General features: G+C 71.3%; 21 protein-coding genes. 11 read left to right on the forward strand and 10 right to left on the reverse strand.

Features of this window, described 5'->3' with window-relative positions; all coding sequences use genetic code 11:
- The first annotated feature begins 179 nt into the window (after positions 1 to 179).
- Positions 180 to 1706, forward strand: coding sequence for a glycosyltransferase family 87 protein (locus ACZ5ON_RS10460; RefSeq protein ID WP_465588600.1), 1527 nt, complete (start codon positions 180 to 182; stop codon positions 1704 to 1706).
- 132 nt (positions 1707 to 1838) lie between these two features.
- Here the strand turns inward: ACZ5ON_RS10460 and ACZ5ON_RS10465 are convergent, their stop codons facing one another.
- From ACZ5ON_RS10465 to ACZ5ON_RS10475, 3 genes are all read right to left on the reverse strand, one after another.
- Positions 1839 to 2870 (reverse strand): alanine racemase, encoded by a 1032-nt coding sequence (locus ACZ5ON_RS10465; RefSeq protein ID WP_465588603.1) that lies wholly within the window; start codon positions 2868 to 2870, stop codon positions 1839 to 1841.
- Between the two features lie 71 nt (positions 2871 to 2941).
- Positions 2942 to 4060, reverse strand: coding sequence for a lipid II:glycine glycyltransferase FemX (locus tag ACZ5ON_RS10470; RefSeq protein ID WP_465588606.1), 1119 nt, complete (start codon positions 4058 to 4060; stop codon positions 2942 to 2944).
- Positions 4061 to 4321: 261 nt separating this feature from the next.
- A complete protein-coding gene (locus tag ACZ5ON_RS10475) occupies positions 4322 to 4630 on the reverse strand; it encodes a hypothetical protein (RefSeq protein ID WP_344639029.1) in 309 nt (102 codons plus the stop codon).
- A 287-nt stretch (positions 4631 to 4917) separates the two neighbouring features.
- Between ACZ5ON_RS10475 and rpsF the strand changes: the two genes are divergently transcribed.
- The 4 genes from rpsF to rplI all read left to right on the forward strand — a co-directional run bounded on the left by rpsF (position 4918) and on the right by rplI (position 6708).
- Positions 4918 to 5208, forward strand: coding sequence for a 30S ribosomal protein S6 (gene rpsF, locus ACZ5ON_RS10480; protein ID WP_465588609.1), 291 nt, complete (start codon positions 4918 to 4920; stop codon positions 5206 to 5208).
- A 120-nt stretch (positions 5209 to 5328) separates the two neighbouring features.
- Positions 5329 to 5904: a single-stranded DNA-binding protein gene (locus ACZ5ON_RS10485; RefSeq protein WP_465588612.1), complete on the forward strand. Its 576-nt coding sequence runs from the start codon at positions 5329 to 5331 to the stop codon at positions 5902 to 5904.
- A gap of 109 nt (positions 5905 to 6013) precedes the next feature.
- Positions 6014 to 6250 (forward strand): 30S ribosomal protein S18, encoded by a 237-nt coding sequence (rpsR, locus tag ACZ5ON_RS10490; protein ID WP_030270170.1) that lies wholly within the window; start codon positions 6014 to 6016, stop codon positions 6248 to 6250.
- 17 nt (positions 6251 to 6267) lie between these two features.
- A complete protein-coding gene (gene rplI, locus ACZ5ON_RS10495; RefSeq protein WP_465588617.1) occupies positions 6268 to 6708 on the forward strand; it encodes a 50S ribosomal protein L9 in 441 nt (146 codons plus the stop codon).
- 118 nt (positions 6709 to 6826) lie between these two features.
- Here rplI and ACZ5ON_RS10500 read toward each other — a convergent pair whose 3' ends face one another.
- Positions 6827 to 8152, reverse strand: coding sequence for an MATE family efflux transporter (locus tag ACZ5ON_RS10500; RefSeq protein WP_465588624.1), 1326 nt, complete (start codon positions 8150 to 8152; stop codon positions 6827 to 6829).
- Positions 8153 to 8601: 449 nt separating this feature from the next.
- Here ACZ5ON_RS10500 and dnaB point away from each other — a divergent pair, with 449 nt between their 5' ends.
- Positions 8602 to 10203, forward strand: coding sequence for a replicative DNA helicase (dnaB, locus tag ACZ5ON_RS10505; protein WP_465588629.1), 1602 nt, complete (start codon positions 8602 to 8604; stop codon positions 10201 to 10203).
- Between the two features lie 225 nt (positions 10204 to 10428).
- On the opposite strand, the gene ACZ5ON_RS10510 is transcribed toward dnaB, so the two are convergent.
- A complete protein-coding gene (locus ACZ5ON_RS10510; RefSeq protein ID WP_465588632.1) occupies positions 10429 to 11664 on the reverse strand; it encodes a GNAT family N-acetyltransferase in 1236 nt (411 codons plus the stop codon).
- A 410-nt stretch (positions 11665 to 12074) separates the two neighbouring features.
- Here ACZ5ON_RS10510 and ACZ5ON_RS10515 point away from each other — a divergent pair, with 410 nt between their 5' ends.
- Entirely contained in the window at positions 12075 to 15194 is a 3120-nt protein-coding gene (locus tag ACZ5ON_RS10515) for an AfsR/SARP family transcriptional regulator (RefSeq protein WP_465588635.1), read from the forward strand.
- On the opposite strand, the gene ACZ5ON_RS10520 is transcribed toward ACZ5ON_RS10515, so the two are convergent.
- The 4 genes from ACZ5ON_RS10520 to ACZ5ON_RS10535 form a co-directional block, all read right to left on the reverse strand.
- Positions 15178 to 15939: an ABC transporter permease gene (locus ACZ5ON_RS10520; protein ID WP_465588642.1), complete on the reverse strand. Its 762-nt coding sequence runs from the start codon at positions 15937 to 15939 to the stop codon at positions 15178 to 15180. The genes ACZ5ON_RS10515 and ACZ5ON_RS10520 overlap by 17 nt on opposite strands.
- Positions 15936 to 16874 carry an ATP-binding cassette domain-containing protein gene (locus ACZ5ON_RS10525; RefSeq protein WP_465588646.1) on the reverse strand — a complete coding sequence of 313 codons (939 nt, stop codon included), beginning with the start codon at positions 16872 to 16874 and terminating at the stop codon, positions 15936 to 15938. Before ACZ5ON_RS10525 ends, ACZ5ON_RS10520 begins: the two co-directional genes overlap by 4 nt.
- A gap of 548 nt (positions 16875 to 17422) precedes the next feature.
- A complete protein-coding gene (locus tag ACZ5ON_RS10530; RefSeq protein WP_465588649.1) occupies positions 17423 to 18262 on the reverse strand; it encodes an ABC transporter permease subunit in 840 nt (279 codons plus the stop codon).
- Positions 18259 to 19170 (reverse strand): ABC transporter ATP-binding protein, encoded by a 912-nt coding sequence (locus tag ACZ5ON_RS10535; RefSeq protein ID WP_465588652.1) that lies wholly within the window; start codon positions 19168 to 19170, stop codon positions 18259 to 18261. The genes ACZ5ON_RS10530 and ACZ5ON_RS10535 overlap by 4 nt, the downstream gene beginning before the upstream one ends.
- Before the next feature lie 132 nt (positions 19171 to 19302).
- On the opposite strand from ACZ5ON_RS10535, the gene ACZ5ON_RS10540 reads away from it, so the two are divergent.
- The 4 genes from ACZ5ON_RS10540 to ACZ5ON_RS10555 are packed head-to-tail and all read left to right on the forward strand — an operon-like array spanning position 19303 to position 22366.
- Positions 19303 to 20544, forward strand: coding sequence for a sensor histidine kinase (locus ACZ5ON_RS10540; RefSeq protein WP_465588657.1), 1242 nt, complete (start codon positions 19303 to 19305; stop codon positions 20542 to 20544).
- Positions 20544 to 21203, forward strand: a complete 660-nt coding sequence (locus ACZ5ON_RS10545; RefSeq protein WP_465588660.1) for a response regulator — start codon at positions 20544 to 20546, stop codon at positions 21201 to 21203. Before ACZ5ON_RS10540 ends, ACZ5ON_RS10545 begins: the two co-directional genes overlap by 1 nt.
- Before the next feature lie 45 nt (positions 21204 to 21248).
- Positions 21249 to 21836, forward strand: coding sequence for a class I SAM-dependent methyltransferase (locus ACZ5ON_RS10550; RefSeq protein WP_465588664.1), 588 nt, complete (start codon positions 21249 to 21251; stop codon positions 21834 to 21836).
- 17 nt (positions 21837 to 21853) lie between these two features.
- Positions 21854 to 22366, forward strand: a complete 513-nt coding sequence (locus ACZ5ON_RS10555) for a nuclear transport factor 2 family protein (RefSeq protein ID WP_465588668.1) — start codon at positions 21854 to 21856, stop codon at positions 22364 to 22366.
- A 26-nt stretch (positions 22367 to 22392) separates the two neighbouring features.
- Here ACZ5ON_RS10555 and manA read toward each other — a convergent pair whose 3' ends face one another.
- Positions 22393 to 23586, reverse strand: coding sequence for a mannose-6-phosphate isomerase, class I (gene manA, locus ACZ5ON_RS10560; RefSeq protein ID WP_465588671.1), 1194 nt, complete (start codon positions 23584 to 23586; stop codon positions 22393 to 22395).
- Positions 23587 to 24183: the final 597 nt, after the last annotated feature.

Here is a 24183-nt window from a genome sequence, read left to right on the forward strand (position 1 = left end):
TAACTAGAAAAAAAAAAGGAACACGTAACCGAGCAAGACCCCTCCCCCTCCCCCCCCCCCCCCCCCCCCCCCCCCCCCCCCCCCCCCCCCCCCCCCCCCCCCCCCCACCGGCCTTTTCGGCGCCGCCCGCAGGCCGAGGCGCCTCGTGGGCTCAGGGCTGGTGCGGCATCATGTCCGCCATGACGTCGAGCACGCGTGACCAGATCTCCGGCCCCGCGCCCGCCCCCGGCCAGGGGCCGCCGCCGAACACCGTGGTCGTCCCGGCGGACGAGGATCCGGTGGCGGCGGCCGGCAGCGAGCTGTTCGGCGGGCCGCCCGGACGGCGGGCGCTGCTCGGGGTCTCCTGGTGGACCGCGGCGCGCGTCCTGGCACTGGTGACGATCCTGGTCTCGGTGCTCGGCATCGCGCAGAAGGTGCCCTGCTACGACGACGGCTGGTTCCACGGCGCGACCGCGCAGTACACCCACGCCTGTTACAGCGACATCCCGCACCTGTTCACCGGGCGCGGCTTCTCGATCGGCCTGCACCCCTACGTGGACCGGCTGCCGATGCCCACCCCGGACATGCAGTACCTGGAGTACCCGGTGCTCACCGGGCTCTTCATGCAGGTCGCAGCCTGGCTGACGCCCACCGGGGGCGCCATCGAGACCCGTGAGCAGTGGTTCTGGCTGGTCAACGCCGGAATGCTGATGATCTGCGCGGTGGTCGCCGCGGTGGCGCTCTCCCGGACCCACCGCCGCCGCCCCTGGGACGCGCTGCTGTTCGCGCTCGCTCCCTGCCTGGCGCTGGACTCCACCATCAACTGGGACCTGCTCGCGGTCGCCCTGACCGCCGTGGCGATGGCTTGCTGGTCCGGCCGCCGGACGGTGCTGGCGGGTGTCTTCATCGGCCTGGCGACCGCCGCCAAGCTCTACCCCGTGCTGCTGCTGGGACCGCTGCTGGTGCTCTGCTGGCGGACCGGACGCTGGCGGGCGTTCGGGCAGACGGCGGGCGCCGCGGCGGGCTCCTGGCTGCTGGTGAACCTGCCGGTCATGCTGGCCAACTGGCAGGGCTGGGCGACCTTCTACACCTTCAGCCAGGTCCGCAAGGAGGACTACGGCTCGTTCTGGCTGATCCTGATGCAGGACCGGGGCATGCAACTGGACACCCTCAACACCTGGATCGCGGTGCTGCTGATCGCCTGCTGCCTGGGGATCGGCTGGCTGGCGCTGTCCGCGCCGCGCCGGCCGCGCTTCGCCCAGCTGGTGTTCCTGGTGGTGGCCGCCTTCGTGCTCACCAACAAGGTGTACTCGCCGCAGTACGTGCTCTGGCTGACCCCGCTGGCCGCGCTGGCCCGGCCGCGCTGGCGGGACCTCCTGATCTGGCAGGCCTGCGAGGTGCTCTACTTCCTCGGCATCTGGTCCTACCTGGCCTACGTCGGGGACTCCAAGCAGCACGGGATCGGGCAGGACTGGTACCACTTCGCCATCGTGCTGCACCTGGCCGGCACGCTGTACCTGTGCGGGATGGTGATCCGCGACATCCTGCGGCCCGAGCGGGACCCGGTGCGCTGGGACGGCAGTGACGACCCCTCGGGCGGGGTGCTGGACTTCGCGCCCGACGCCTTCGTGCTGGGCCCGGCGCGGCGGCTGCACGAGGAGGAGGGCTACGCCGGGTACGTCCCGGCGGGCCGGGGCGACCGGCTCACCGAGGAGGAGCGGCGCTGAGCTCGCAGGGCCGGGGAGCGGTTGGCCGGGCCGCGCGCCCCTGGTCCGCTCGTCCCCGTCGCTGAGCGGTCCACCCGGTACGGGACCGTGGCGAGGGGCTCACCGCTGCGGGCGCCGCCGTGCGGGCGGGGTTCAGCGGTCGGCGACCAGGTCGAAGTGGGTCGTGGTGTGGCGGACGTTGAGACTGAGCTCGTCGCCCGGGACGGGGGCCTTGGCGGCGTCGGCCGGCAGGAAGAGGATGCTCACCTGCATGTGCGGCGGCTCGGCGAACCAGAGCTGTTTGCCGCTCCATGAGTACGGCGAGAGGGTGCGGTTGACGGTGGCGAGCCCGGCCCTGGCCAGGCCCTTGGCCCGGGGGAGGACGCCGTGCAGGTACTTGGGCGCCTCCAGGCCGACCCCGTGCGCGGTGCCGCCGGTGACCACCAGCAGATGCCCGTCCGAGGGCGCCTTGTGCTGGCGGTAGCCGTACCGCTCGCCGCGGATCACCGGGGTGACGTCCAGCACCGTGGCGCAGGCCTGGAGCGAGCTGACGTCGCCCAGCCAGAGCCGGGTGCCGATCCGCGAGCGGAAGGCGGTGCCGGGGAACCGCCCGGCCAGCCGGGACAGGTCGGCGGCGGAGAGGTGGCTCAGGTAGACGGTCGAGGTGGGCAGTCCGGCGCCGGCGATCGCCTCCACCCACCCGGTGACCTCGGCCACCGGATCCGAGCCGTCCGGGCGGTCCAGCGGCAGGTGCAGCGCGAAGCCCTCGAAGCTGAACCCGCCCACCGGCAGCCGGGCGAGGTCGGCGTGGCTGATGCCGTGTCTGCGCATGCTGGTCATGCACTCCACGACCACCCGGCTGCCCGCCTCAAGCGCCTGGAGCGCCTCCGCGTGGGCGACCGTACGGACCACCCGGTGCGGCAGCCGCCCGCCCGGCTCGCCGGCCCGGTGGGGGGTGAGCACCAGCAGTTCGCCGTCGTACCGGTCGAGCAGCCCGGCCGCCTCGTGCGCGGTGCCGACCGCGAGGGTGCCGGTGCCGAGCCGGGTGGCCTCCCTGGCCAGGCGCTCGTTGCCGAAGCCGTACCCGTTGCCCTTGGCCACCGGTACCAGGCCGGGGAACTCCGCCAGTACCGACTGCTGGTGCGCGCGCCAGCGGGCGGTGTCCACGTACAGCGACAGCGTCATCGGATCTTCTCCCCGTGGTTGGTGACGGCGGCTCGGCCACGACGGCGGCGGTGGGCGTCGAGGACGGTGGCTCAGCGGCGCGACATGTAGAGGTCGAGCGCCTTGTGCAGCAGCTTGTTGAGCGGGAAGTCCCACTCGCCCAGGTACTCGGCGGCCTGGCCTCCCGTGCCCACCTTGAACTGGATCAGGCCGAAGAGGGGGTCGTTCTCGTCCAGGGTGTCGCCGATACCGCGCAGGTCGTAGACGCTGGCACCGAGTGCGTAGGCGTCGCGCATCATCCGCCACTGGATCGCGTTCGACGGCTTGACCTCGCGCTTGTGGTCGGCCGAGGCGCCGTAGGAGTACCAGACGTGCTCGCCGACGGTGAGCATGGTGGTCGCGGCCAGCGCCTCGCCCTCGTGGTAGGCGATGTAGAGGCGCATCCGGTCCGGGTTCTCGGCGGTGAGGGCCTGCCACATCTGCTCGAAGTAGCCGAGCGGGCGCGGGGTGAACCGGTCGCGCTCCGCGGTGACCAGGTACAGCTGGTGGAAGACCTTCAGGTGCTCGTAGCCGCCCTGGACCACCTCGACGCCGCTCTTCTCGGCCTTCTTGATGTTCCGCCGCCAGAGCTGGTTGAAGCCTCGCTGGACGTCGTCGAGCGAGCGGCCCGCCAGCGGGACCTGGAAGACGTACCGCGGCTGGACGTCGCCGAAGCCGGCGCCGCCGTCCTCGCCCTGCAGCCAGCCGGCCTTGCGCAGCCGGTCGGCGACCTCGAAGGCGCGCGGCTCGTACCAGTCGGGGCCGACGTCGCGCAGCCGCCGGGCCTCCTGGCCGGCGATGGCCTCCTTGATGGTGGTGGCGCCCCAGCGGCGGACCACCACCGGCGGGCCCATCTTCACCGAGAAGGCGCCCTGTGACTTGAGATGGGCGAGCATCGGCCGCAGCCACCGGTCCAGGTCGTGGTCGAACCAGTCGATCACGGGGCCCTCGGGCAGGTACGCCAGGTAGCGCTTGACCTTGGGCAGCTGGCGGTAGAGCACCAGGCCCGCGCCGACCAGCTCGCCCGTGTCGTCGAACCAGCCGAGGCTCTCGTGGCGCCACTCGGACTTCACCTGTCCCCAGGCGGGCACCTGCATGTGGCTGGCCGAGGGGCGGGAGGCGATGAACGCCAGGTGTTCCTCGCGGGTGATCGTCCTCAGGCGCAGGCTCATGCCCCCACCTCGCTGCGCTCGGCAGTGGTTCCGCCGAGCACGGCCCGGATGACTCGCTCGCTCATGGCTCTGTGCTCCTCCTCGTTCGGCCGGTCCAGAGTGACCCTATCGCCCGATTGGTCCGATTCGTTCGGGTAGAGCCCGGTGGCGCGGACGAACTGACGGCGCCCCCTCCGCGACCTGTGCACAGGTATGTACGCGGTGGGGCGCCGGAAGTTACGCGGGTTCTGCGGCGTGCCGCGGTTGATCAGGGCGTGCGTTTCACCACAGGCCCCCGAACAGACCGCCGTGCGCCATGCCCAGGTAGAAGCCGATCGCGGCGGCGCCGAGCGTGATCATCAGGACGAACCGTTCGGCCGTGGTCACCGACACGAACTGGCCCCAGAGGCCCGTGATGATCCCGAAGAGTCCGGTCCACGAGCTGAGCAGGTGCAGGTCGGAGAAGAAGGAGCTGAAGAAGGCGGTCAGGCCGAGCACGGCGGTGAGGCCGACGAGGGTGTTCTCCCTCGGGTGTCGGTGGCCGTCGGTGTTGAGGGTGATCTGCGGGAAACGGCGGATGGTCTGTGCCATGGGACCCACCTCCGATGGAGGAACACAGTCGTTCCGTACAGGTTCCCGCTGGTAGGCCCGGGATCACAACCGGTATGCGTTTTGTTCGGCCGTATGGGTGCGGGTAGGCTGTGCGGACTGCACTGGTGTAGTTGTGCCCCCGTATGCCCTCTCATGGGCCGGGGGGCCGATTGTCAGTCCCGGTGACTACGGTCGCCGGTAGATCGTCGCTGTACCGGTGCGACGCTGCACAACCCTCCTGCCACGGAGAGACCGTGGCCGCTGAGTCCAAAGGAGGTGGGTTACTCATGCGTCACTACGAGCTGATGGTCATCCTCGACCCCTCGGTCGAGGAGCGCGCTGTCTCCCCCCTGATCGAGAGCTTCCTCAACGTTGTCCGCCAGGGTGGCGGCAAGGTGGAGAAGGTCGACACCTGGGGTCGTCGCCGTCTGGCTTACGAGATCAACAAGCAGTCCGAGGGCATCTACTCGGTCATCGACCTCAAGGCCACGCCTGAGGTCGTCAAGGAGCTCGACCGCCAGCTTGGCCTGAGCGAGTCGGTTCTGCGGACCAAGGTCCTGCGCCCGGACACCCACTGAGTCCACACCCGGCGCCTTCGGGCGTCAGGTGACTCGCGCCGCTGGTGCACACGTGACCGTTTCACGTGAAACACCCGCGGCAAGCACCGCAGAACTCCTTTCCGAGAGGTCATCACCACCATGGCAGGCGAGACCGTCATCACCCTCGTCGGCAATCTCGTCGACGACCCCGAGCTGCGCTTCACCCCGTCGGGTGCGGCGGTCGCGAAGTTCCGCATCGCGTCCACCCCGCGCACCTTCGACCGCCAGACCAACGAGTGGAAGGACGGCGAGAGCCTCTTCCTCACGTGCAACGTCTGGCGTCAGCCGGCGGAGAACGTGGCCGAGTCGCTGCAGCGCGGCATGCGCGTGATCGTGCAGGGCCGACTGCGCCAGCGGTCTTACGAGACCAAGGAAGGCGAGAAGCGGACGGTTTTCGAGGTCGAGGTCGACGAGGTCGGCCCGAGCCTGCGTTCGGCGACCGCCAAGGTCACCCGGGCCAACCGCTCCGGCGGTCCCGGCGGCCAGGGCGGCTACGGCGGCCAGCAGGGCGGGGGCGGCTACGGCGGCCAGCAGGGCGGCTGGGGCGGTCAGCCCGGTGGGCAGTCCGGCCCGTCCGACGATCCGTGGGCGTCCAGCGGCCCCTCCGGCGGTGGCCAGGGCGGCGGCTGGGGTGCCCCGTCCGGTGGCGGCTACTCGGAAGAGCCTCCGTTCTAAGCGGTGCACGCCGGACCCGTTCGGTGAACGGGTCTCGGCAGGCTGAGAGATTTCGTGCGTTCCGCAGGTGCCAGGCACCTGCGGAGCGTCAACCCAAATGGAGCACATGATGGCGAAGCCGCCTGCTCGCAAGCCCAAGAAGAAGGTTTGCGTCTTCTGCAAGGACAAGGTCAACTACGTTGACTACAAGGACACGAACCTGCTGCGGAAGTTCATCTCCGACCGCGGCAAGATCCGTGCCCGCCGGGTGACCGGCAACTGCACCCAGCACCAGCGTGACGTCGCCACGGCCGTGAAGAACAGCCGTGAGATGGCGCTGCTGCCCTACACCTCCACCACGCGCTAAGAGAGGGTGACCGAAGAATGAAGATCATCCTCACTCACGAGGTCCCCGGTCTCGGCAGCGCCGGTGAGGTCGTCGAGGTCAAGGACGGCTACGCCCGCAACTACCTGGTCCCGCGTGGCTACGCCATCCGCTGGACCAAGGGTGGCCAGAAGGACGTCGACGCCATCCGTCGCGCCCGGAAGATCCACGAGATCCAGACCCTCGAGGCCGCCACCGAGGTCAAGGCCAAGCTGGAGGCTCTGCAGGTCAAGCTGGCCGTTCGCTCCGGCGAGGCCGGCCGCCTGTTCGGCTCGGTGACCCAGGCCGACGTGGTCGAGGCCATCAAGCTCGCCGACGGCCCGGTCGTGGACAAGCGCGCCGTCGCGATCGCCTCGCCGATCAAGACCGTGGGCACCCACAAGGTCTCGGTCAAGCTGCACTCCGACGTCCAGGCCAACATCGACATCGTCGTCGCCTGAACGAAGGCGCAGCAGCCCTCCGGGGCGCCGTGCAGAACCGAGGGCCGGTCTCCTCTCCCGATGGAGAGGGGGCCGGCCTTCGGCCGTTCCCCCGGGCGGGCGTGTTCCGCGTGGGCGCTCAGGCGCGTACGGCGCCCGGGACCAGCCAGTGGCCGCCGCGCACGCGGGCGGTGAGGAAGGCCGCGCGGACCAGCATGAACAGGTTCCAGGCCCACCAGAGGGCGGTCAGGCCGCCACCGAGTGCGGGCACCGACCAGGCCACCGGGGCGAAGACCGCGAGCGTGGCGAGCATCGCCCGGGCCAGGTAGGGGCCGTCCCCGGCACCCATCAGCACACCGTCCAGGACGAAGACCACCCCACCCACCGGCTGGGTGAGGGCGGCCAGCAGCAGGACACCCGCGAGCTGCTGCCGGACGTGCGGATCGGGGGTGAACAGCGGGACGTACAGCGGCCGGGCCAGCACCAGCAGCAGGCCGAGCAGTACCCCGGAGCCGATGCCCCACTCCACCATCCGGCGGGTCGCCGTCCTGGCACCGGGCAGGTCCCCGGCGCCCAGGTGGCGCCCGATCATCGCCTGGCCGGCGATGGCGATGGCGTCCAGGGCGAAGGCGAGGAACCCCCAGAGCGTCATGGCGATCTGGTGCGCGGCGACCGCGGTGTCGCCGAGCCGGGCGGCCACGGCGGTGGCGATCAGCAGGACGCCGCGCAGGCTCATGGTCCGGATCACCAGCGGGCCTCCGGCCCTGGCGCAGGCCCGGATGCCGGCCGGGTCGGGCCGCAGCCGGGCACCCTCGCGACGCGCCCCGCGGACCACCACCACCAGGTAGACGGCGGCCATCGCGGTCTGCGCCAGCACGGTGCCCCAGGCCGAGCCGGCCACCCCGAGCCCGGCGCCGTAGACCAGGCCGATGTTGAGCAGCAGGTTGGCGGTGAAGCCGCCGATCGCCACCAGCAGCGGGGTGCGGGTGTCCTGGAAGCCGCGCAGCACCCCGGTGGCGGCCAGTACCAGCAGCATCGCCGGTATCCCCAGGGCGCTGATCCGCAGATAGCCGACGGCGTACGGCAGGGCGGTCGGGGAGGCGCCGAGGGTGCGGGCCGCCCAGGGGGCCAGCAGCAGCATCAGGCCGGCCACGCCGGCCGAGAGCAGCAGGGCGAGCCAGATCCCGTCGATGCCCTGTTGGACGGCGGCCCGGCGGTCTCCGGCGCCGAGCCGGCGGGAGACCGCCGCGGTGGTGGCGTAGGCGAGGAAGACGAAGGTCGCGGCGGCGGTGGTGAGGGCGGCGGAGGCGATGCCGAGACCGGCGAGCTGGGCGGTGCCCAGGTGTCCGACGATCGCGGAGTCGGCCATCAGGAAGAGCGGCTCTGCGACCAGTGCCCCGAAGGCCGGGACAGCCAGGGCGAGGATCTCCCGGTCGTGCCGACGGCGGGCGGGGGCGGTTGTCATGGGGACAAGCGTACTCATCCACAGGTAAGTATCAATATTGCCCTATGTCTATTACTCGAAATCTTGATCGAAGAGTGGGTCGACCGGCTGCCCGGGGCGCTCTCCGGGCTGTGTGAAGAATTTCTCATGCACAGCCGGTGGAAAGAGTTATCGCAGGTCAGAGAGTTGACGCCAACCGGATTGTGTGGTTATCCACAGTGCTGTCCACAGACTTGTACACAGCTTTCCGGGGGTTCTCCACAGGTCAGGGCTGTTCATCCACACAGCCTGTGGATAACCGCCTTGGCCGATCGCCACCCGTCCCCGTAGCGTGGTCGTCTGACCGCCGCGCCACCTGTGCGCCACCTGCTACCCGGCGCCGGGATCCGGCGCGTTGGCGTATGAAAGGTGATGCGCCATCGGCAAGGCCAGCTCCACCCGCACCACCACTCGCTGATCGGGGAACACGCGTGACCGGCCCCCAGTACGACGACCACGACGTTCCTCCCCCGCCGGAGGACGACTGGCAGCCGTCGGACGATGCCTTCCCCCCCGGCCCGTTCTCGGACGCCTTCCCCGACGCCCCCTTCCCGGACGGTGCCGGCGACCGCCTGCCGGTCAGCCGCCGGCCGTCGGACGGCGAGGGCCGGGGCGCCTTCCAGAAGGGCGGCGACCGCAAGGGCGGCTTCGACCGGAAGAAGCGCGACGACGCCCCGGGCGAGGGCCGCTCGGGCGTGGACGGCTTCGAGCGGGTACCTCCGCAGGACCTGGCGGCCGAACAGTCGGTCCTCGGCGGCATGCTGCTGTCCAAGGACGCCATCGCCGACGTCGTCGAGGTGCTCAAGCCGGCCGACTACTACCGCCCGGCCCACGAGCTGATCCACGGCGCCATCCTCGACCTCTACGCCAGGGGCGAGCCGGCCGACCCGATCACCGTCGCCGGCGAGCTGACCAAGCGCGGCGAGCTCGCCCGCGTCGGCGGTGCGTCCTACCTGCACACCCTGGTCAACTCGGTGCCCACCGCGGCCAACGCCGAGTACTACGCCGAGATCGTCCACGAGCGGGCCGTGCTCCGCCGCCTGGTCGAGGCCGGCACCCGGATCGCCGGTATGGGTTACGCGGCCGAGGGCGACGTGGACGAGATCGTCAACGCCGCCCAGGCGGAGATCTACGCCGTCACCGAGCAGCGCACCAACGAGGATTACGCGCCGCTGGCCGACATCATGGAGGGCGCCCTCGACGAGATCGAGGCGATCGGCTCCCGACAGGGCCAGATGTCCGGTGTCCCCACCGGCTTCGCCGACCTGGACGCGCTCACCAACGGTCTGCACCCCGGTCAGATGATCGTCATCGCGGCCCGTCCCGCGATGGGTAAGTCCACCCTGGCGCTGGACTTCACCCGCGCCTGCTCGATCCACCACAACCTGCCGAGCGTGATCTTCTCGCTCGAAATGGGGCGCAACGAGATCGCGATGCGCCTGCTCTCCGCCGAGGCCCGGGTCGCCCTGCACCACATGCGCTCCGGCAACATGACCGACGACGACTGGACCCGGGTCGCCCGTCGGATGCCCGACGTCACCAACGCCCCGCTCTACATCGACGACTCGCCGAACCTGTCGATGATGGAGATCCGCGCCAAGTGCCGCCGGCTCAAGCAGCGCAACGACCTCAAGCTCGTGGTCATCGACTACCTCCAGCTGATGCAGTCGGGCGGCTCCCGCCGCGCCGAGAACCGCCAGCAGGAGGTCTCGGACATGTCCCGTAACCTCAAGCTGCTCGCCAAGGAGCTCGAGCTCCCGGTCATCGCGCTCTCCCAGCTGAACCGTGGTCCCGAGCAGCGTACGGACAAGAAGCCGATGGTCTCGGACCTCCGTGAGTCCGGCTCCATCGAGCAGGACGCCGACATGGTCATCCTGCTCCACCGCGAGGACGCCTACGAGAAGGAGTCCCCCCGCGCCGGTGAGGCCGACCTGATCGTCGCCAAGCACCGTAACGGTCCCACCGCCACCATCACCGTCGCCTTCCAGGGCCACTACTCCCGCTTCGTCGACATGACTCGGGACGTGACTTGATGAACCGCGGCAGGCGTTCGTTGACTACGTCAGGCCGTTCCAGGTTGAGTCCGTGGCCGACCCGTCGCACGATCTCGGCCTGAACCCCGGGGATCAGGGCGGTGACCCTTTCCAGTACTGACTACCACCTCGGTCGACTCTTCCCCGATTCGCAAGCCTCCGACGGCTGCGGCAGAGCAACCACGTGAACCAGCGCCGACCGTAGGCAGGTCGGCGAGCGCGCGGTCAGAACCAGTGCAGGCAGTGCGGGGGGCGCTCGGCGCGAAAGAGGGCGTCAGCGAGGGTGGCCGCGCCCGGGCGGTGGGCCCGGACGTGTCCGGCACGCACGAGCGTGCTCGGGGCGGTGCCGCCGAGGTAGACCGAGCCCAGGTCGCTCACGTCCAGGGACAGGTCGGGCTCCCGGCCCGTCGGGACGCAGTCGGCCTTGCCGTCCCGGATGGTCAGCAGGTAGCGGCCGTGCTCGCCGAGGAACCGGTCGGCGACGTCGAGGACGAGCTCGCCGTCCGTGAACCAGCCGCGCGCGGTCAACGCACGCGGGACGTCCAGCAGCCGTACCCAGAGCCAGTCGGTGTTGTCGCTCACCTGGCCGGCGTTGAAGTCCGCGAGCTGCCAGCGCAGCGGGTGCTCGGGCGGGAAGTGCTTGAACACGACCTGGGCGACCAGGTCGTGTCCGAGTACGAACCGGGCCAGGGCCGTGTGGACGGCGTCGTCGATGGCGATGGTCTCGTCGACCGTCAAGGTGTCGCCCTCGCCGATCGAGTAGCTGGCGTACCCGTCCGGGACGCCGTCGGCGTCCCGGTGGACGGCGACGTAGCGTGGCGCCGGAGAGACCGGGGGCTGCCCCGCGCCCGAGGCCCACCAGCGGTGCGGCCGGGACAACGCGCCGGGCTGTGCGCGGCGGTACCGGTCGTAGACCTCTTCCAGGATCTCGCCGCACTCGGCACGCCGCAGCAGCTCGACCGAGCCGGTGTCCGAGCCGGTCGCCGGGGCGTCGGCCGTTCCGCGAGCCCGGGGGAGGGCGAGGGCGGCCCGGTGGCGGGGCACCGTCAGCCGCTGCGTGTAGGTCGCCGGTCCGTAGCCGAACCTGCCGTAGATCGGGGCCTCGGTGGCCAGCAGTACGGAGAGGAACTCCCCACGGGCCCGCAGCTCGGTGAGCTGATGCCGCATCATCGCGCTGAGCACGCCCTGGCGGCGGTGCGAGGGCAGGACGCCGACGGCGCTCACCCCGGCGGCCGGGACGAGGACCTCACCGGGCAGGGTGAGCTCGAAGGAGTACGCACCGGCGGTGCCGACGGGCCGCCCGTCCGCCGTCATGGCGAGCAGGCTGCGGTCCATTTCGAGCGCCGACCACCAGGCCCCGCCGCCGTCCTCGGTCGGGGTTTCCGGGAAGCGCCCGAACGCGGCATGGAGCGTGTCGACGAAGACGCCGAGGTCCTGGTCGGTCGTGGGACGGATCTGCATTGCTGCCGCTGCCTCCTCGGGATGCCGGCACCACGACTCGTGATGTCCGGTCACAGTGCAGCGTTGACCCGTGGACGGGTCAAGAGAATTACGGCCGCGGCCGGTCACAGCACATCGCGGTCACAGTCCGGCCCCGGGGTGAGTTGCGGTGCAGGTTCCGGATTCTGGTGGCGGATTCCGGGTTCGGACGGCGTTGCGACACGCCGCTCGGCGAACGCCTGCTTGAGGCTGTCCGCAGCCACTTCTGAATGATGGTCAGCCAGCGCGCACGCGGAGGAGGGCGGCCGGGAAGGACCGGCCCGTGCTTCCGGCCGCCGACGCACCGGCGGTGGATCTCGGCTCCTGGGGCTACCGCTACTGTCGAACGCCCGTGGCAAAATCAGCGGGTGCAGATCGGGATGCTGGGGCCATTGCAGGTTCGCACGGACGACGGCGGCTTGGCCGACGTGCCGGGTGCACGGCTGCGCGGACTGTTGATCGCCCTCGCGCTCAGGCCGGGTCACGTGGTCCCGAAGGCGTCGCTCGTCGACTGGATCTGGGGGGAGTACCCGCCCGCCGATGCGACGAACGCCCTGCAACGCCTGGTTTCCCGGTTGCGGAAGGCACTACCGGACGGGGTGGTCGAGGGGCAGACGGACGGCTACCGGCTGACGGTGGAGCCCGATGCCGTCGACGCCGTGCGGTTCGAACGCCTCGTCATCGCGGGCCAGGCCCGCACCGAGGACGGTTCCCGGCGGGTGCGGCTGCTGCGCGAGGCACTCGGGCTGTGGCGCGGTGCGGCCATGCAGGACGTCGGTCTGCAGGACAGCGGTGCGTTCGACGCGGCGGTCGCCAGGTTCGAGGGACTACGCCTGACTGCCTTGGAGGATCGGTTCGAAGCGGAGGTCGGCCTCGGTGACGGTGCGGAGCTGGTCACCGAACTGACCGACCTGGTGGCCGCGCACCCGGTGCGGGAGCGGCTCGTCGCCGCGCTGATGCGCGCCCTCGTCGCGGCCGGCCGCGACAGCGAGGCGCTGCAGGTGTTCCAGCGCGCGAGGGAGGCCCTGGCCGACGAGCTGGGCGTCGACCCCTCACCGGAGCTGTCCGCGTTGCACGTCGCGCTGCTGCGGGGCGAGTTGGGACGGCGCGAGGAGACCAGCAAGACCAACCTGCGTGCTGAGCTCACCAGTTTCGTCGGCAAGGACGCCGATGTCGCCGAGGTCCGCGAGCTCATCGCCGAGCACCGGCTCACCACCCTGATCGGGCCGGGTGGCTCGGGCAAGACCAGGCTGGCCACCGAGACCGCGCGCACGCTGCTCGACGAACTGCCGGACGGGGCCTGGCTGGTGGAGCTCGCCGCCATCAGCGCGGATGACGACCTGGCGCGTTCGACGCTCGCCGGGCTGGGCCTGCGGGACGCCCTGCTCGGCGGGACGCCGAACGCGGATCTGACGGACCGTCTCATCGCCGCGATCCGCGAGCGGGAGGCGTTGCTGATCCTGGACAACTGCGAGCACGTGATCGAGTCGGCGGCGGAGTTCGCCCACCGGGTGCTCGGGGAGTGCCGGCGACTGCGGATCCTGGCGACGAGCCGGGAACCGCTCGGCATCACCGGGGAGGCGCTGTGGCCGGTCGAGCCGCTGGCCCTGCCGGAGAGCGGCGCGGGCCGGGGAGAGATCGAGTCCTCAGCCGCCGTGCAGCTGCTGCGGGACCGGGCCGGGGCGGTGCGCCGGGACCTCGCGGTCGACGCCCGCACGCTGGCGACGATGGTGCGCGTCTGCCGGGCGCTGGACGGGATGCCGCTGGCGATCGAACTGGCCGCGGCCAGGCTGCGCACCATGTCCATCGACCAGCTCGCCAACCGGCTCGATGACCGGTTCCGCCTGCTGACCAGCGGCAGCCGGACCGCGCTGCCGCGGCACAAGACGCTGCGCGCGGTGGTCGACTGGAGCTGGGAGCTGCTCACCGACGCCGAACGGATGGTGCTGCGCAGGCTCTCGGTGTTCTCGGGCGGGGCGAGCCTGGAGGCTGCCGAGCGGGTCTGCGTCGGCGACGGGGTCGAGCAGGATGAGGTGCTCGAGCTGCTCACCTCGCTGGCCGAGAAGTCGCTGCTGCGCACGGTGGACGACGACGCCCCGCGCTACCGCATGATCGGGACGATCAGGGAGTACGCCGGGCACCGGCTCGCGGAGGCGGGGGAATCGGACCTGGCGCGCCGGGCGCATCTGGCCCACTTCACCGAGCTCGCCGAGACCGCGGAGCCGCGTCTGCGCCGAGCCGAGCAACTGGAGTGGCTGGCCGCGCTCGAGGCCGAGCACGACAACATCGGTGCCGCGATGCGGGGCGCGCTCGCGGCCGGCGAGGCGCAGGCGGCGATGCGGCTCGCGGCGGGCTGCGGCTGGTACTGGTGGCTCGGCGGGCACCGGGCCGAAGGCCTGGAGCTGATCACCGCGGCCACCGAGACGCCCGGCGAGGTGACCGACGGGGTCCGGGCCACGGTGTACGGCCTCATCGTGATGTTCGCCAGCTCGGGGCGGGGCGACCATCGCCAGGTCGCGGAGTGGGTCCACAAGGCGTACGAGCTCAGCCGGCGCGGTCAGTGCGGCCATCCTGCGCTGTCGCTCGTCGCCCCGCTGGTACGCATGTTGGAGGCACCCGAGGCGATCCTGTCCGCGTTCGAACCGCTGCTCGACGACGAGGACCCCTGGGTGCGCGCGCTGGCCCGGCTGCAGATGGGCAAGATGCGGATCGTGTTCGGCCAGGACGGGCATGACGCGGACGCGTATCTCACGACGGCGCTCGCCGAGTTCCGGGCGCTCGGCGAGCGGTTCGGGATCTCGTTCGCCCTGTCCGAGCTGGCGGACCGGATCGCCGTGCGCGGCGAGTTCGCCGACGCGTGCGAGCACTACGAGCAGGCGATCGAGGTCGTCACCGAGCTCGGCGCCACCGAGGACGTGATCCGGATGCGGTCGCGGCAGGCGCAGCTGTACTGGCTGCTGGGCGATGAGGAGGCCGGCGCGGCCGCCATCGCCGAGGCGCAGCGGTACGCGGAGCGGGTCGCCTGGCCGAACGCGCTGGCCGAGCTGGCCCTCGCGAAGGCGGAACTCGCCCGGTGGAGCGGCAACACCGAGGAGGCGCGCAGGCAAGTCGGCGTCGCGACGGCCATGCTGGGCGACGAAGCGGAGCTGGCGAACGTCCGCGCGGTGACGAACGACCTGCTCGGCTACCTCGCCGACGATCTCGACGAGGCCCGGGCGCACCGCGCGGCGGCCTGCGAGGCGGCGACCGAGGCGGGGTACGCGCCCCTGATCGCGCAGGTGCTGATCGGGGTCGCGGACCTGGCAGTGCGCTGCGACGAGTACGAGCAGGCGGCGCGGCTGCTGGCGGCGAGCGTCGGCGTGCGCGGCCTGCTGGACCGCTCCCACCCGGACGTGGTTCGGGTCACGCAGACGGCGCGGCGCCGCCTCGGCGACGCGAAGTTCGCCGAGGCGGCTCGGGAGGGGGAGCGGACCGGCTGGTCCGAGCTGGTCGCGGTCACGCTCGCTTCTTGAAGGTGGAGACCGCCCACGCGTACCCGACGATCGCGAGCCCGACGCACCAGGCGACGGCGGCCCACGCGTCGCCGGCCGACGGGTGGCCGGTCAGCAGCCCACGCAGCGTTTCGATGATCGGGGTGAACGGCTGGTACTCCGCGAACTGCCGGATGCCGGGGCCCATGGTCTGCGCGGGCACGAACGCGCTGCTCAGGAAGGGCAGCATGATCAGCGGCACGGTGGCCATGCCCGCCGACTCCACGGTCTTCGCACCCAGGCCCATGGCGACCGTGAGCCAGCTGGTCGCGAAGGCGAGCAACAGCATGATGCCGATCGCGGCGAGCCACTGGAGGAAGCTCGCGTGCGGACGGAATCCCATCGCGAAGCCGACCCCGACGATGGCGGCATCGGCGATCAGACTGCGCACGGTCGTGGAGACGACATGACCGGCAAGCACGGCACCGTGGGAGACATCCATGGCCTTGAACCGGTTGATGATGCCCTTCGTCATGTCGCCGTTCACGGCCGCCGCGGTCGGCCCCAACCCGTAACTGATGGCCATCACGAGCAGACCCGGCACCGCGTAGTCGATGTACTTGCCCTCGACTTTGAAGGCGCCGCCGAACACGTAGACGAACATGAGCATGATCACGATGGGAAACAGGACCGCCTGGAACACCGTGACCGGATTCCGGAGCGTGTGCTTGAAGTTGCGACGCAGCATGATCGCCGAGTTGCCGAACGACGTGGAGAGGGTGTTCATTTGGCGATCGCCTCCGTGCTGGTGTGACCGGTCAGGGCAAAGAAAACGTCATCGAGGTCCGGCGTGTGCACCGAGAACTCCTCGGCACTGATCATGTGGTCGTCGAGCCGGTCCAGCAGGGCCCGCAGCGACCTCGACCCGCCATCGCTGGGCACCCGCAGGGTCAGCTCCTGGTCGTCCCGGGTGGCCCCGGCCAGGATCTGCGCCGCCGCGTCGAGTTCGAAGAGGTCGGTGAACCGGAGCCGGACGTGGGTGCCGGGGATCTGGCGCTTGAGCTCCTCGGGCGTGCCCTGGGCGACGATGCGGCCCTGGTCGAGCACGGCGATCCGGTCGGCGAGCTGGTCGGCTTCCTCGAGGTACTGGGTGGTGAGGAAGATGGTGGTGCCGTCGGCCACCAGATCGCGGACGATCTCCCACATCGTGCGCCGGCTGCGCGGGTCCAGCCCCGTCGTCGGCTCGTCCAGGAAGATGATCCGCGGGTTGCCGACCAGCGTCATCGCCAGGTCCAGCTTCCGGCGCATACCGCCGGAGTAGGTCGATGCCGTCTTGTCCGCCGACTTCACCAGATCGAACCGCTCCAGCAGCCGCGCGACCACCCGGTCAGCGGAGCGCACCCGCTTCAGGTCCGCCATCAGCTGCAGGTTCTCCCGGCCCGTCAGCAGCTCGTCCACCGCGGCGAACTGACCGGTGACGCCGATGAGCGAGCGGACCTCCTTGGTCGCGGTCACCACGTCGTGCCCGGCGACGTGCACCGTGCCGCCGTCGGCCTTCATCAACGTGGTCAGCACGTTCACCGTGGTCGTCTTGCCGGCCCCGTTCGGGCCGAGCATGGAGAAGACCGATCCCGCGGCGACATCGAAGTCGATGCCGTCGAGCACGACCTTGTCCCCGTATGACTTCCGCAGCGCTGAAACTGCAATCGCCGAATTCCTCATGCCGCTACGATCCCGAGCGGCCCTGTCACCCACCTGTCACACCCCTGACACGGCTCCTGACACGACCACCGACACGGCCACTGACGCGGCGTTCCACCACATCCTTCCTGGTCAGAGCGGTGGCCGGCCCGCAAGTAACCGCCCCCCACCATTGCCGGGCCGGGCCGGCCCGGCCCGGCCGCAGGCTCTGGGCATGACCGAGACCGTCGCCCAGTTGCCGCCGACCTCCGCCGCCCGAGGGGCGCGGGGCCGACAGCAGTCCGGCCGAGTGCAAGGGCCCACCCCGTGGCGCTGGTGCTCGGCAGCCGTGCCACGGCGGTGGCGAGCCCCGCTGAGCAGGCCGTGTTCGTGCTGGCCGCCTTTGCCGCATCGGCGAGTTGGCAGCTGTAACTCGCGGGCGGCGGGATGCTGTTCGGCCGGGGGCTGACCGACCGGCGCGGACGGCTGGTGACCGCGCTGGCCTCCAGCGCCCTGGTCACCGCGCTCGCCGCCCACCTGCTCGTCCAATCGACCTGACATACCACCAGGTTCATGTCGGTTGGGGCGCCTCAAAGGTCGCGGCGGTCCACCGCGAACACGGCGGTGAGCGCCGACACCAGTGACCAGGCGGCCAGGACGGTCCAGGCCTCGCCGACCGGTTCGGCGTAGCGACCGTGCCACATACCGGGGATCGCGTCGACGAGGCCGGTCCAGGCGGTGCGGGGCAGGGCGTGGTTGATGTCGATCACCCAGGTGTAGGTGCGGCCGCTGAAGAGCTCGGGGAGCATCAGCAGGGTGACGATGACCGCGACGGTGGCGGTCGCGCTGTGCCGGATGAGGGCACCGAGGCCCATGCCGACGACGGCGGACACCGGGATGATCAGGGCGGATGCCGCCATGGCCTGCGGTACGCCGGGATGGCTGAACGACCAGCCGCCGCCCCGGCCGGACAGGACGGCCTGGGAGACGAAGAACGAGGCCGCCGCGACGACCGCGCCGATGGCGAGCATGACCGTCGCCACCACGATCAGCTTGGCCGTCATCAGCGAGCGGCGGGCGGGGACGGCCGCGAAGGTGGTGCGGATCAGGCCGGTGGTGTACTCACCGGTGATGGTGAGCGCACCGAAGCTTCCGGCACCGATCATGGCGATGAAGTAGGCGTTCTGGCTGAAGGCGTCCCGCAGCCAGAAGGACTCGGCCACCTGCTGAGCGGTCATCTGCGGGATCAGGTCGTAGTCGGCATTGGCGGCCATCACGTTGAGACCGACGGTGATCAGCGCACCTAGGCCGAGCCCCCAGCGGGTCGAGCGCAGCGACCACAGCTTGATCCACTCGGCGGCCAGCAGGTCGGTGAACCGGGCCCGGGGTTCGGTGACGGCGGGTGCCGGGGTGAGGGCTGCGGTGGTCATCGGGCTTCTCCGGCGAGGTATTCGACGCTGTCGGCGGTGAGTTCCATGAACGCCTGCTCCAGGGAGGCGGCGCGGGGGCTGAGTTCGTGCAGCACGATCCGGTCGCGGAAGGCGAGTTCGCCGATGCGTGCCGCGCTCAGCCCGGACACCGTGAGCGTCTCCCCGCCGTCCGGGTGCACCGTGGCGCCCTCGGCGGTCAACGCGGTGGCCAGTGCGGTGAGTTCGGGTGAGCGCACGGTCACGCTCAGGCCGGTGCCGCGGGCGGCGAACTCGGCCAGGCTCTCCGCGGCGATCAGCTCGCCCCGGCCGATCACGACGAGCTGGTCGGCGGTGTTCTCCATCTCGCTCATCAGATGGCTGGAGACGAACACCGTGCGCCCCTCGGCGGCCAGCCGCCGGAACAGGCCGCGCACCCACAGCACGCCCTCGGGGTCGAGGCCGTTCAGCGGCTCGTCGAAGAGCAGCACGGGCGGATCGCCGAGCAGGGCGGTCGCGATGCCCAGTCGCTGCTTCATCCCCAGCGAGTAGCCGCCGATCCGGCGGCCGGCCGCGCCGGTCAGCCCCACCTCCCGGAGCACCTCGTCCACCCGGCCGCGCGGGATGCCGTTGCTGCGGGCCAGGGCGGACAGGTGTGCCCGCGCGCTGCGCCCGCCGTGGACGTCGCCCGCGTCCAGCAGCGCGCCGACGTGACGCAGGCCGCGCGGGCGGTCCCGGAAGTCGCGGCCGTCGACGGTGACCGTACCGCTGGTGGGGTCGTTGAGGCCGAGGATCATCCGGAGCGTGGTGCTCTTGCCCGCGCCGTTCGGGCCGAGGAACCCGGTGACGTGCCCGGGCCGTACGGTGAAGGTCAGCCGGTTCACGGCGGCGGTCCGGCCGTAGCGCTTCGTCAGGTCTTTGACTTCGATCACGGGACCACCGTGCCGGGTGTTCCGGCGGTCCGGCATCGGGCCGGCGGCGGTACCTGCCGAGCCGTCGTCAATCCCCGGTATGACGCCCACGGGCCAATGTGCTGGCAGGGGCCGGATGGCTACCATCGCCCCATGTCCGCTACGCCGTCTCCCTCGCTGCTCAAGCGCGTACCGCCGGGCGGCTGGATGGCCCTCATCTGGTTCGCGGCCACCGCGTACCCCGTCGCGCAACGGGTGGACGCGCTCCGGTGGTGGCCGCGGGCCAACGACCCGCAACTTTCCGTGGTCGAGCGGGTTTTCGGGTCGAGCTACGGCAATTTCGGGAGCGTGGTCATGGCCGCCGTCCTGGTGCTGCTGGCAGCGCCCCGGCGCCGCAGGCCGCTGACGGCCGTCGCACTCCTGCTCGCCGCCACGGTCCTGTCGACGATGGGGCTGAGTGTCAAGGACATCCCGCTGTTGCAGTTCCTGGCGGTCGATGTCGCCGTCTGCTTCATCGCGGCCACCGAACCGCGGCGGACCTCCATCGCCACTGCCGCGATGTCGCTGGTGGTGCTGGGCGGTTACGCGTTGACCCGGGTGCTGCTGGAGATGGGGATCTACACCCCGACGCTGCTGATCGTGGCGCTGACGACCGTGGTCGCCTGGCTGATCGGCAACGCGATCCACGAGAACCACCTCCACGCCGACGCGCTGCGACAGCAGACCACGGCCCAGGCGGTCACCGCCGAACGGCTGCGGATCGCCCGGGAGTTGCACGACATGGTGGCGCACAGCATCGGCATCATCGCCATCCAGTCCGGCGTCGCCGCCCGGGTGATCGACACCCAGCCGGCGGAGGCCCGCAACGCGATGAAGGCCGTCGAGGTGACCAGCCGGGAGACGCTGGCGGGGCTGCGGCGGACCCTGGTCGCGCTGAGGCAGTCCGACCCGGCGGACGGAGCGGAGCCGTCGGGTGGCGCCCGGGTGGCGCCGACGGCCCCCGCGCCGGGGCTGGCCGACGTCGAGCGGCTGGCCGAGACGACGAGTGCCGGTGCCGGGGTGCGGGTCGAGGTGGAGTGGCGGGGCGATCGGCGGCCGCTGCCCCCGGACGTCGACCTGTCCGCCTTCCGGATCGTCCAGGAGGCCGTCACCAACGTGGTGCGGCACGCCGGTACCCGGGACTGCCGGGTGTCCATCGACTACCGGGAGGGGGAGCTGTCCGTGGAGGTCGTCGACGACGGCCGCGGCGGTGCAGCGACGGGGCCGGGCGCCGGCTTGGGCCTGGTCGGCATGCGCGAGCGGGTCGGCCTGCTGAAGGGGCAGCTGAGCGCCGGGCCGCGCCCCGAGGGCGGCTTCCGGGTGGCGGCCCGGCTGCCGCTGCCGGCGGGTGCCTGATGGCGATCCGGGTCGTCCTGGCCGACGACCAGCCGCTGATGCGCACCGGGCTGCGCGTGATCATGGCCGACGCCGGGGACCTCGACGTGGTGGGGGAGGCCGGCACCGGTGCCGAGGCGGTCCGGCTGGTCGGCGAGCTCGGGCCCGACGTGGTGGTGATGGACATCCGGATGCCCGGCATGGACGGCATCGAGGCGACCCGGCTGATCACGGAGGGCCAGGGGGCCACGCGGGTCCTGGTCCTCACCACCTTCGACGACGACGACTACGTCTACGCCGCGTTGCGCGCCGGCGCCTCCGGCTTCCTGGTCAAGGACATGGCCCTGGAGGACATCCTCGCGGCGGTCCGGGTGGTCGCCGCCGGTGACGCCCTGATCGCGCCGAGCGTCACCCGCCGCCTGATCGAGGAGTTCGCGGGCCGGCCCGAGCCGGCCCCGGCGCGGCGGCGCACGATCGAGGGCATCACCGAGCGGGAGCGCGAGGTGCTGACCCTGGTCGGACGCGGCATGTCCAACGGCCAGATCGCCGAGCACCTGTGTTTCACCGTGGCCACCGCCAAGTCCCACGTGGCCCGGCTGTTCACCAAGCTCGACGCCCGCGACCGGGTCCATCTGGTGATCATCGCCTATGAGGCCGGGCTGGTGGCGCCGCCGAAGTGACCTGCGGGACGCGGCGGTTGCCGGACCGCCGGGTTGAATGGCGGGATGGAGACACGTCCTCAGGGCGCCGCGGGCTACCGCGAGCAGGCGGCGCAGTTGATCGAGCAGTACGAGAGCGTCCACTTCGAGCAGGTGCACGAGCAGGTGCTGCACCTGCTGCCGCCGGCACCCGCCCGGGTGCTCGAGGTCGGAGCCGGTACGGGGCGGGACGCCGCGGCGCTGGCGGGCCTCGGCCACTCGGTGCTGGCGGTGGATCCGACCGTCGAGCTCCGGATGCACGAACGCCCCGGGCTGTCCTGGCTGGCCGACTCCCTTCCCGGACTGGCACTGGTGCAGGGGGAGTTCGACCTGGTCATGCTGACCGCCGTCTGGATGCACGTCGGTCCCGCGGAGCGTGCGCGGGCGATGGCTCGGATCGCCGCTCTGCTGGCGCCGGGCGGACGGGTGATGCTGCTGCTCCGGCGGGGACCGGTACCGGACGGGCGGCGGATGTTCCCGGTGCCGGTGGACGAAACCACCCGACTGGCGGGGGAGTTCGGGCTGGTGGAGGTGCACCGGAGCGACCGGGCGGACCGGCACGGCCGGGACGGTGTCGGATGGACGCATCTGGTTCTTGACTTGAAGTCATCTTAAAGTTTCATGATGGACGCATGACGAAGACGAACCGGCAGGAAATGACCGAGGCAGCCGAAATCGCCATGCTGCGAGAGCTGTTGGGCGCGTACGTGGAGCGCGACGCGGTGGCGAAGCTGATCGACCGGTACCTGGCGGGTCTGGACGGCCGGGTCTACGACGAGGAATGGGCCAGGTCGCTGTTCACCGAGGACGTCCGGCTGGTGTTCCCGGTGGGCGAGCGGGTGGGGCTGGAGGGGCTTGGGGCGTACCACGACGAGGTGATGGGGAAGTTCGCCCGGACGGTGCACCTCGGCTCCAACTACGGCATCACCGTGCAGGGCGACCGCGCCACCTTCCAGTTCAACCTGCTCTGCCTGCACGTCCTTTCGGACCAGCTGCACGCGGAGCGCTCGCTGTCCCCCGGCACCACCTTCGAGTCCGCCGGGCGGATGTCGGGCGAGGCGGTCCGGACGGCGGACGGCTGGCGGCTCGGCCTGCTCGGGCTCCAGGTGGCCTGGGCCAAGGGCGAACCGCCCGTTCGGAGGTAGCTGCCGCCCGGCCGGGCAAGGCTTGCTCAGAGCGTCACGGTCGCGCGGAAGACGGTGGCGCCCGGGCCGGTGAGCTCGGTGTCGGAGCCGGTCGCGGGGAGGAAGGCGGACTCGCCCCGGGCCAGGGTCAGCGTGCTGCCGTCGGCGGCGGTGAGGCGGGCGGTGCCCTCGGTGCAGAGCAGGATCTGCGGGGCGAGCCCGGGCAGGCGGCGGGCGGCGTCGCCGAGGGTGAACCTGGACAGCCGGAACTCGTCGATCGGTGCGGGGTAGAGCTCTTCGCCGTCGGCGTCGGCGACCGGCCGCAACACGCCGGGCTCCCCACCCTGGAAGACCACCACGCGCAGCAGCTCGGGCACGTCCACGTGCTTGGGCGTCAGCCCGCCGCGCAGCACGTTGTCGGAGTTGGCCAGGATCTCGATGCCGAGCCCGCGCAGATAGGCGTGCGGGACGCCCGCACCGAGGTAGAGCGCCTCGCCGGGCTGCAGCCGCACGTAGTTGAGCAGCAGCGCGGCCAGCAGGCCGGTGTCACCGGGGAACTCCCGTGCGGCGAAGGCGTATGCGGCGAACTGGCCGTCCGGTTCGGCCCCGGCGGCCCGCTCTACCGCGGCGGCGACCTCGGCGACGGTGGTGCGGGCGGTCTCACCGGTCATGGTCAGGATGGTGGCCAGGGTCTCGCTCAGCGCCTCGGACTCGGGCTTGCCGCGCAGGAGTTCGACCAGCGGGGTGAGCGCGGGCACGCCCAGCGACTGCAGCAGGTCGGCCGCCTCGGCGGGGGCGCGGAAACCGCACAGGCCCTCGAACTCGCGCAGGGCGCAGATCATTTCGGGCTTGTGGTTGGCGTCCTTGTAGTTGCGGTGCGGGGCGTCGAGCGGAACCCCGCGGGCCTCCTCGTCGGCGAACCCGGCCCTGGCCTGGGCCAGGTCGGGGTGCGCCTGGATGGAGAGCGGTGTCCCGGCGGCCAGCACCTTGAGCAGGAACGGCAGCTCGGGGCCGAACTTGGCCACGGCGGCGGCGCCGAGCTCGCGCTCCGGGTCCGCCGCGATCAGCGCTGCGAGTGAACGGCCGCCCTCGCCACGGTCCACCCGCGAGGGTGAACCCGGGTGCGCTCCCATCCACAGTTCGGCCTGCGGCTCGCCGGTCGGCGCCACTTCGAGCAGCTCCGGGATCGCGTCGACCGAACCCCAGGCGTACGGGCGGACGGTGTTGACGAGCCTGTCCATGTGCGCGGTCCTGCCTGTTCTGTGGTTCGCCCGGTCGGCTGTGGTGGCCGCCTGCCCGACCGGGAGTTCTGGGAGAACCGACCCTAACCGACCCCGGAGACCGGCGGACCAGCTCCCGGGGACCTTCCGGTGAACAGCCGGAGCGCTCCCCGCCGGCCGGTGCGGTGCCCGCGCGGGGCGCCCGGAACCGGGATCCGGGGCGGATCCGCAGGCCGGAACAGCTGGATGTGGGGATGGACTGGTCCAGCCGCCGACCGCCGTTTGCCGGGTGGTCCACGGGTGTTCAGGTTGGGCCAAGAGACTGCTCGGCGGGGAGATCCGCTTGGGGAATCCCCCGAGCCCTGGCAGTCGGCGGTCTCATCGTCCCGAGGTAGCATGCGCATCCTTGACCTCTTCATACGTGTGGGCCCATACACCAACTCGCGCACTGCCGATCCGGCCTCCGGGCCGCGGGCTCGCTGTTTATTCCAGCTGCTTCGAAAGGCACAACGTGACCGCCCCTGAGGAGACCCCCAAGGAGAGCACCTTCGCCGATCTCGGCCCGGTGCTGGTGATCATCCCGACCTACAACGAGGTCGAGAACGTCGAGCGGATCGT

The organism is Kitasatospora sp. NPDC032150 (assembly GCF_055579945.1).

What these genes read in the sequence shown, in the direction of transcription:
- ACZ5ON_RS10530 (WP_465588649.1), bottom strand. Translation starts at nt 18,262, where the DNA reads ATGACCACCGCAGCCCTCACCCCGGCACCCGCCGTCACCGAACCCCGG.
- manA (WP_465588671.1), bottom strand. Translation starts at nt 23,586, where the DNA reads ATGGACAGGCTCGTCAACACCGTCCGCCCGTACGCCTGGGGTTCGGTC.
- ACZ5ON_RS10520 (WP_465588642.1), bottom strand. Translation starts at nt 15,939, where the DNA reads ATGAACACCCTCTCCACGTCGTTCGGCAACTCGGCGATCATGCTGCGT.
- rpsF (WP_465588609.1), top strand. Translation starts at nt 4,918, where the DNA reads ATGCGTCACTACGAGCTGATGGTCATCCTCGACCCCTCGGTCGAGGAG.
- ACZ5ON_RS10555 (WP_465588668.1), top strand. Translation starts at nt 21,854, where the DNA reads ATGACGAAGACGAACCGGCAGGAAATGACCGAGGCAGCCGAAATCGCC.
- ACZ5ON_RS10485 (WP_465588612.1), top strand. Translation starts at nt 5,329, where the DNA reads ATGGCAGGCGAGACCGTCATCACCCTCGTCGGCAATCTCGTCGACGAC.
- ACZ5ON_RS10545 (WP_465588660.1), top strand. Translation starts at nt 20,544, where the DNA reads ATGGCGATCCGGGTCGTCCTGGCCGACGACCAGCCGCTGATGCGCACC.
- ACZ5ON_RS10500 (WP_465588624.1), bottom strand. Translation starts at nt 8,152, where the DNA reads ATGACAACCGCCCCCGCCCGCCGTCGGCACGACCGGGAGATCCTCGCC.
- rpsR (WP_030270170.1), top strand. Translation starts at nt 6,014, where the DNA reads ATGGCGAAGCCGCCTGCTCGCAAGCCCAAGAAGAAGGTTTGCGTCTTC.
- ACZ5ON_RS10550 (WP_465588664.1), top strand. Translation starts at nt 21,249, where the DNA reads ATGGAGACACGTCCTCAGGGCGCCGCGGGCTACCGCGAGCAGGCGGCG.
- ACZ5ON_RS10510 (WP_465588632.1), bottom strand. Translation starts at nt 11,664, where the DNA reads ATGCAGATCCGTCCCACGACCGACCAGGACCTCGGCGTCTTCGTCGAC.
- ACZ5ON_RS10525 (WP_465588646.1), bottom strand. Translation starts at nt 16,874, where the DNA reads ATGAGGAATTCGGCGATTGCAGTTTCAGCGCTGCGGAAGTCATACGGG.
- rplI (WP_465588617.1), top strand. Translation starts at nt 6,268, where the DNA reads ATGAAGATCATCCTCACTCACGAGGTCCCCGGTCTCGGCAGCGCCGGT.
- ACZ5ON_RS10465 (WP_465588603.1), bottom strand. Translation starts at nt 2,870, where the DNA reads ATGACGCTGTCGCTGTACGTGGACACCGCCCGCTGGCGCGCGCACCAG.
- ACZ5ON_RS10460 (WP_465588600.1), top strand. Translation starts at nt 180, where the DNA reads ATGACGTCGAGCACGCGTGACCAGATCTCCGGCCCCGCGCCCGCCCCC.
- ACZ5ON_RS10540 (WP_465588657.1), top strand. Translation starts at nt 19,303, where the DNA reads ATGTCCGCTACGCCGTCTCCCTCGCTGCTCAAGCGCGTACCGCCGGGC.
- ACZ5ON_RS10475 (WP_344639029.1), bottom strand. Translation starts at nt 4,630, where the DNA reads ATGGCACAGACCATCCGCCGTTTCCCGCAGATCACCCTCAACACCGAC.
- ACZ5ON_RS10470 (WP_465588606.1), bottom strand. Translation starts at nt 4,060, where the DNA reads ATGAGCCTGCGCCTGAGGACGATCACCCGCGAGGAACACCTGGCGTTC.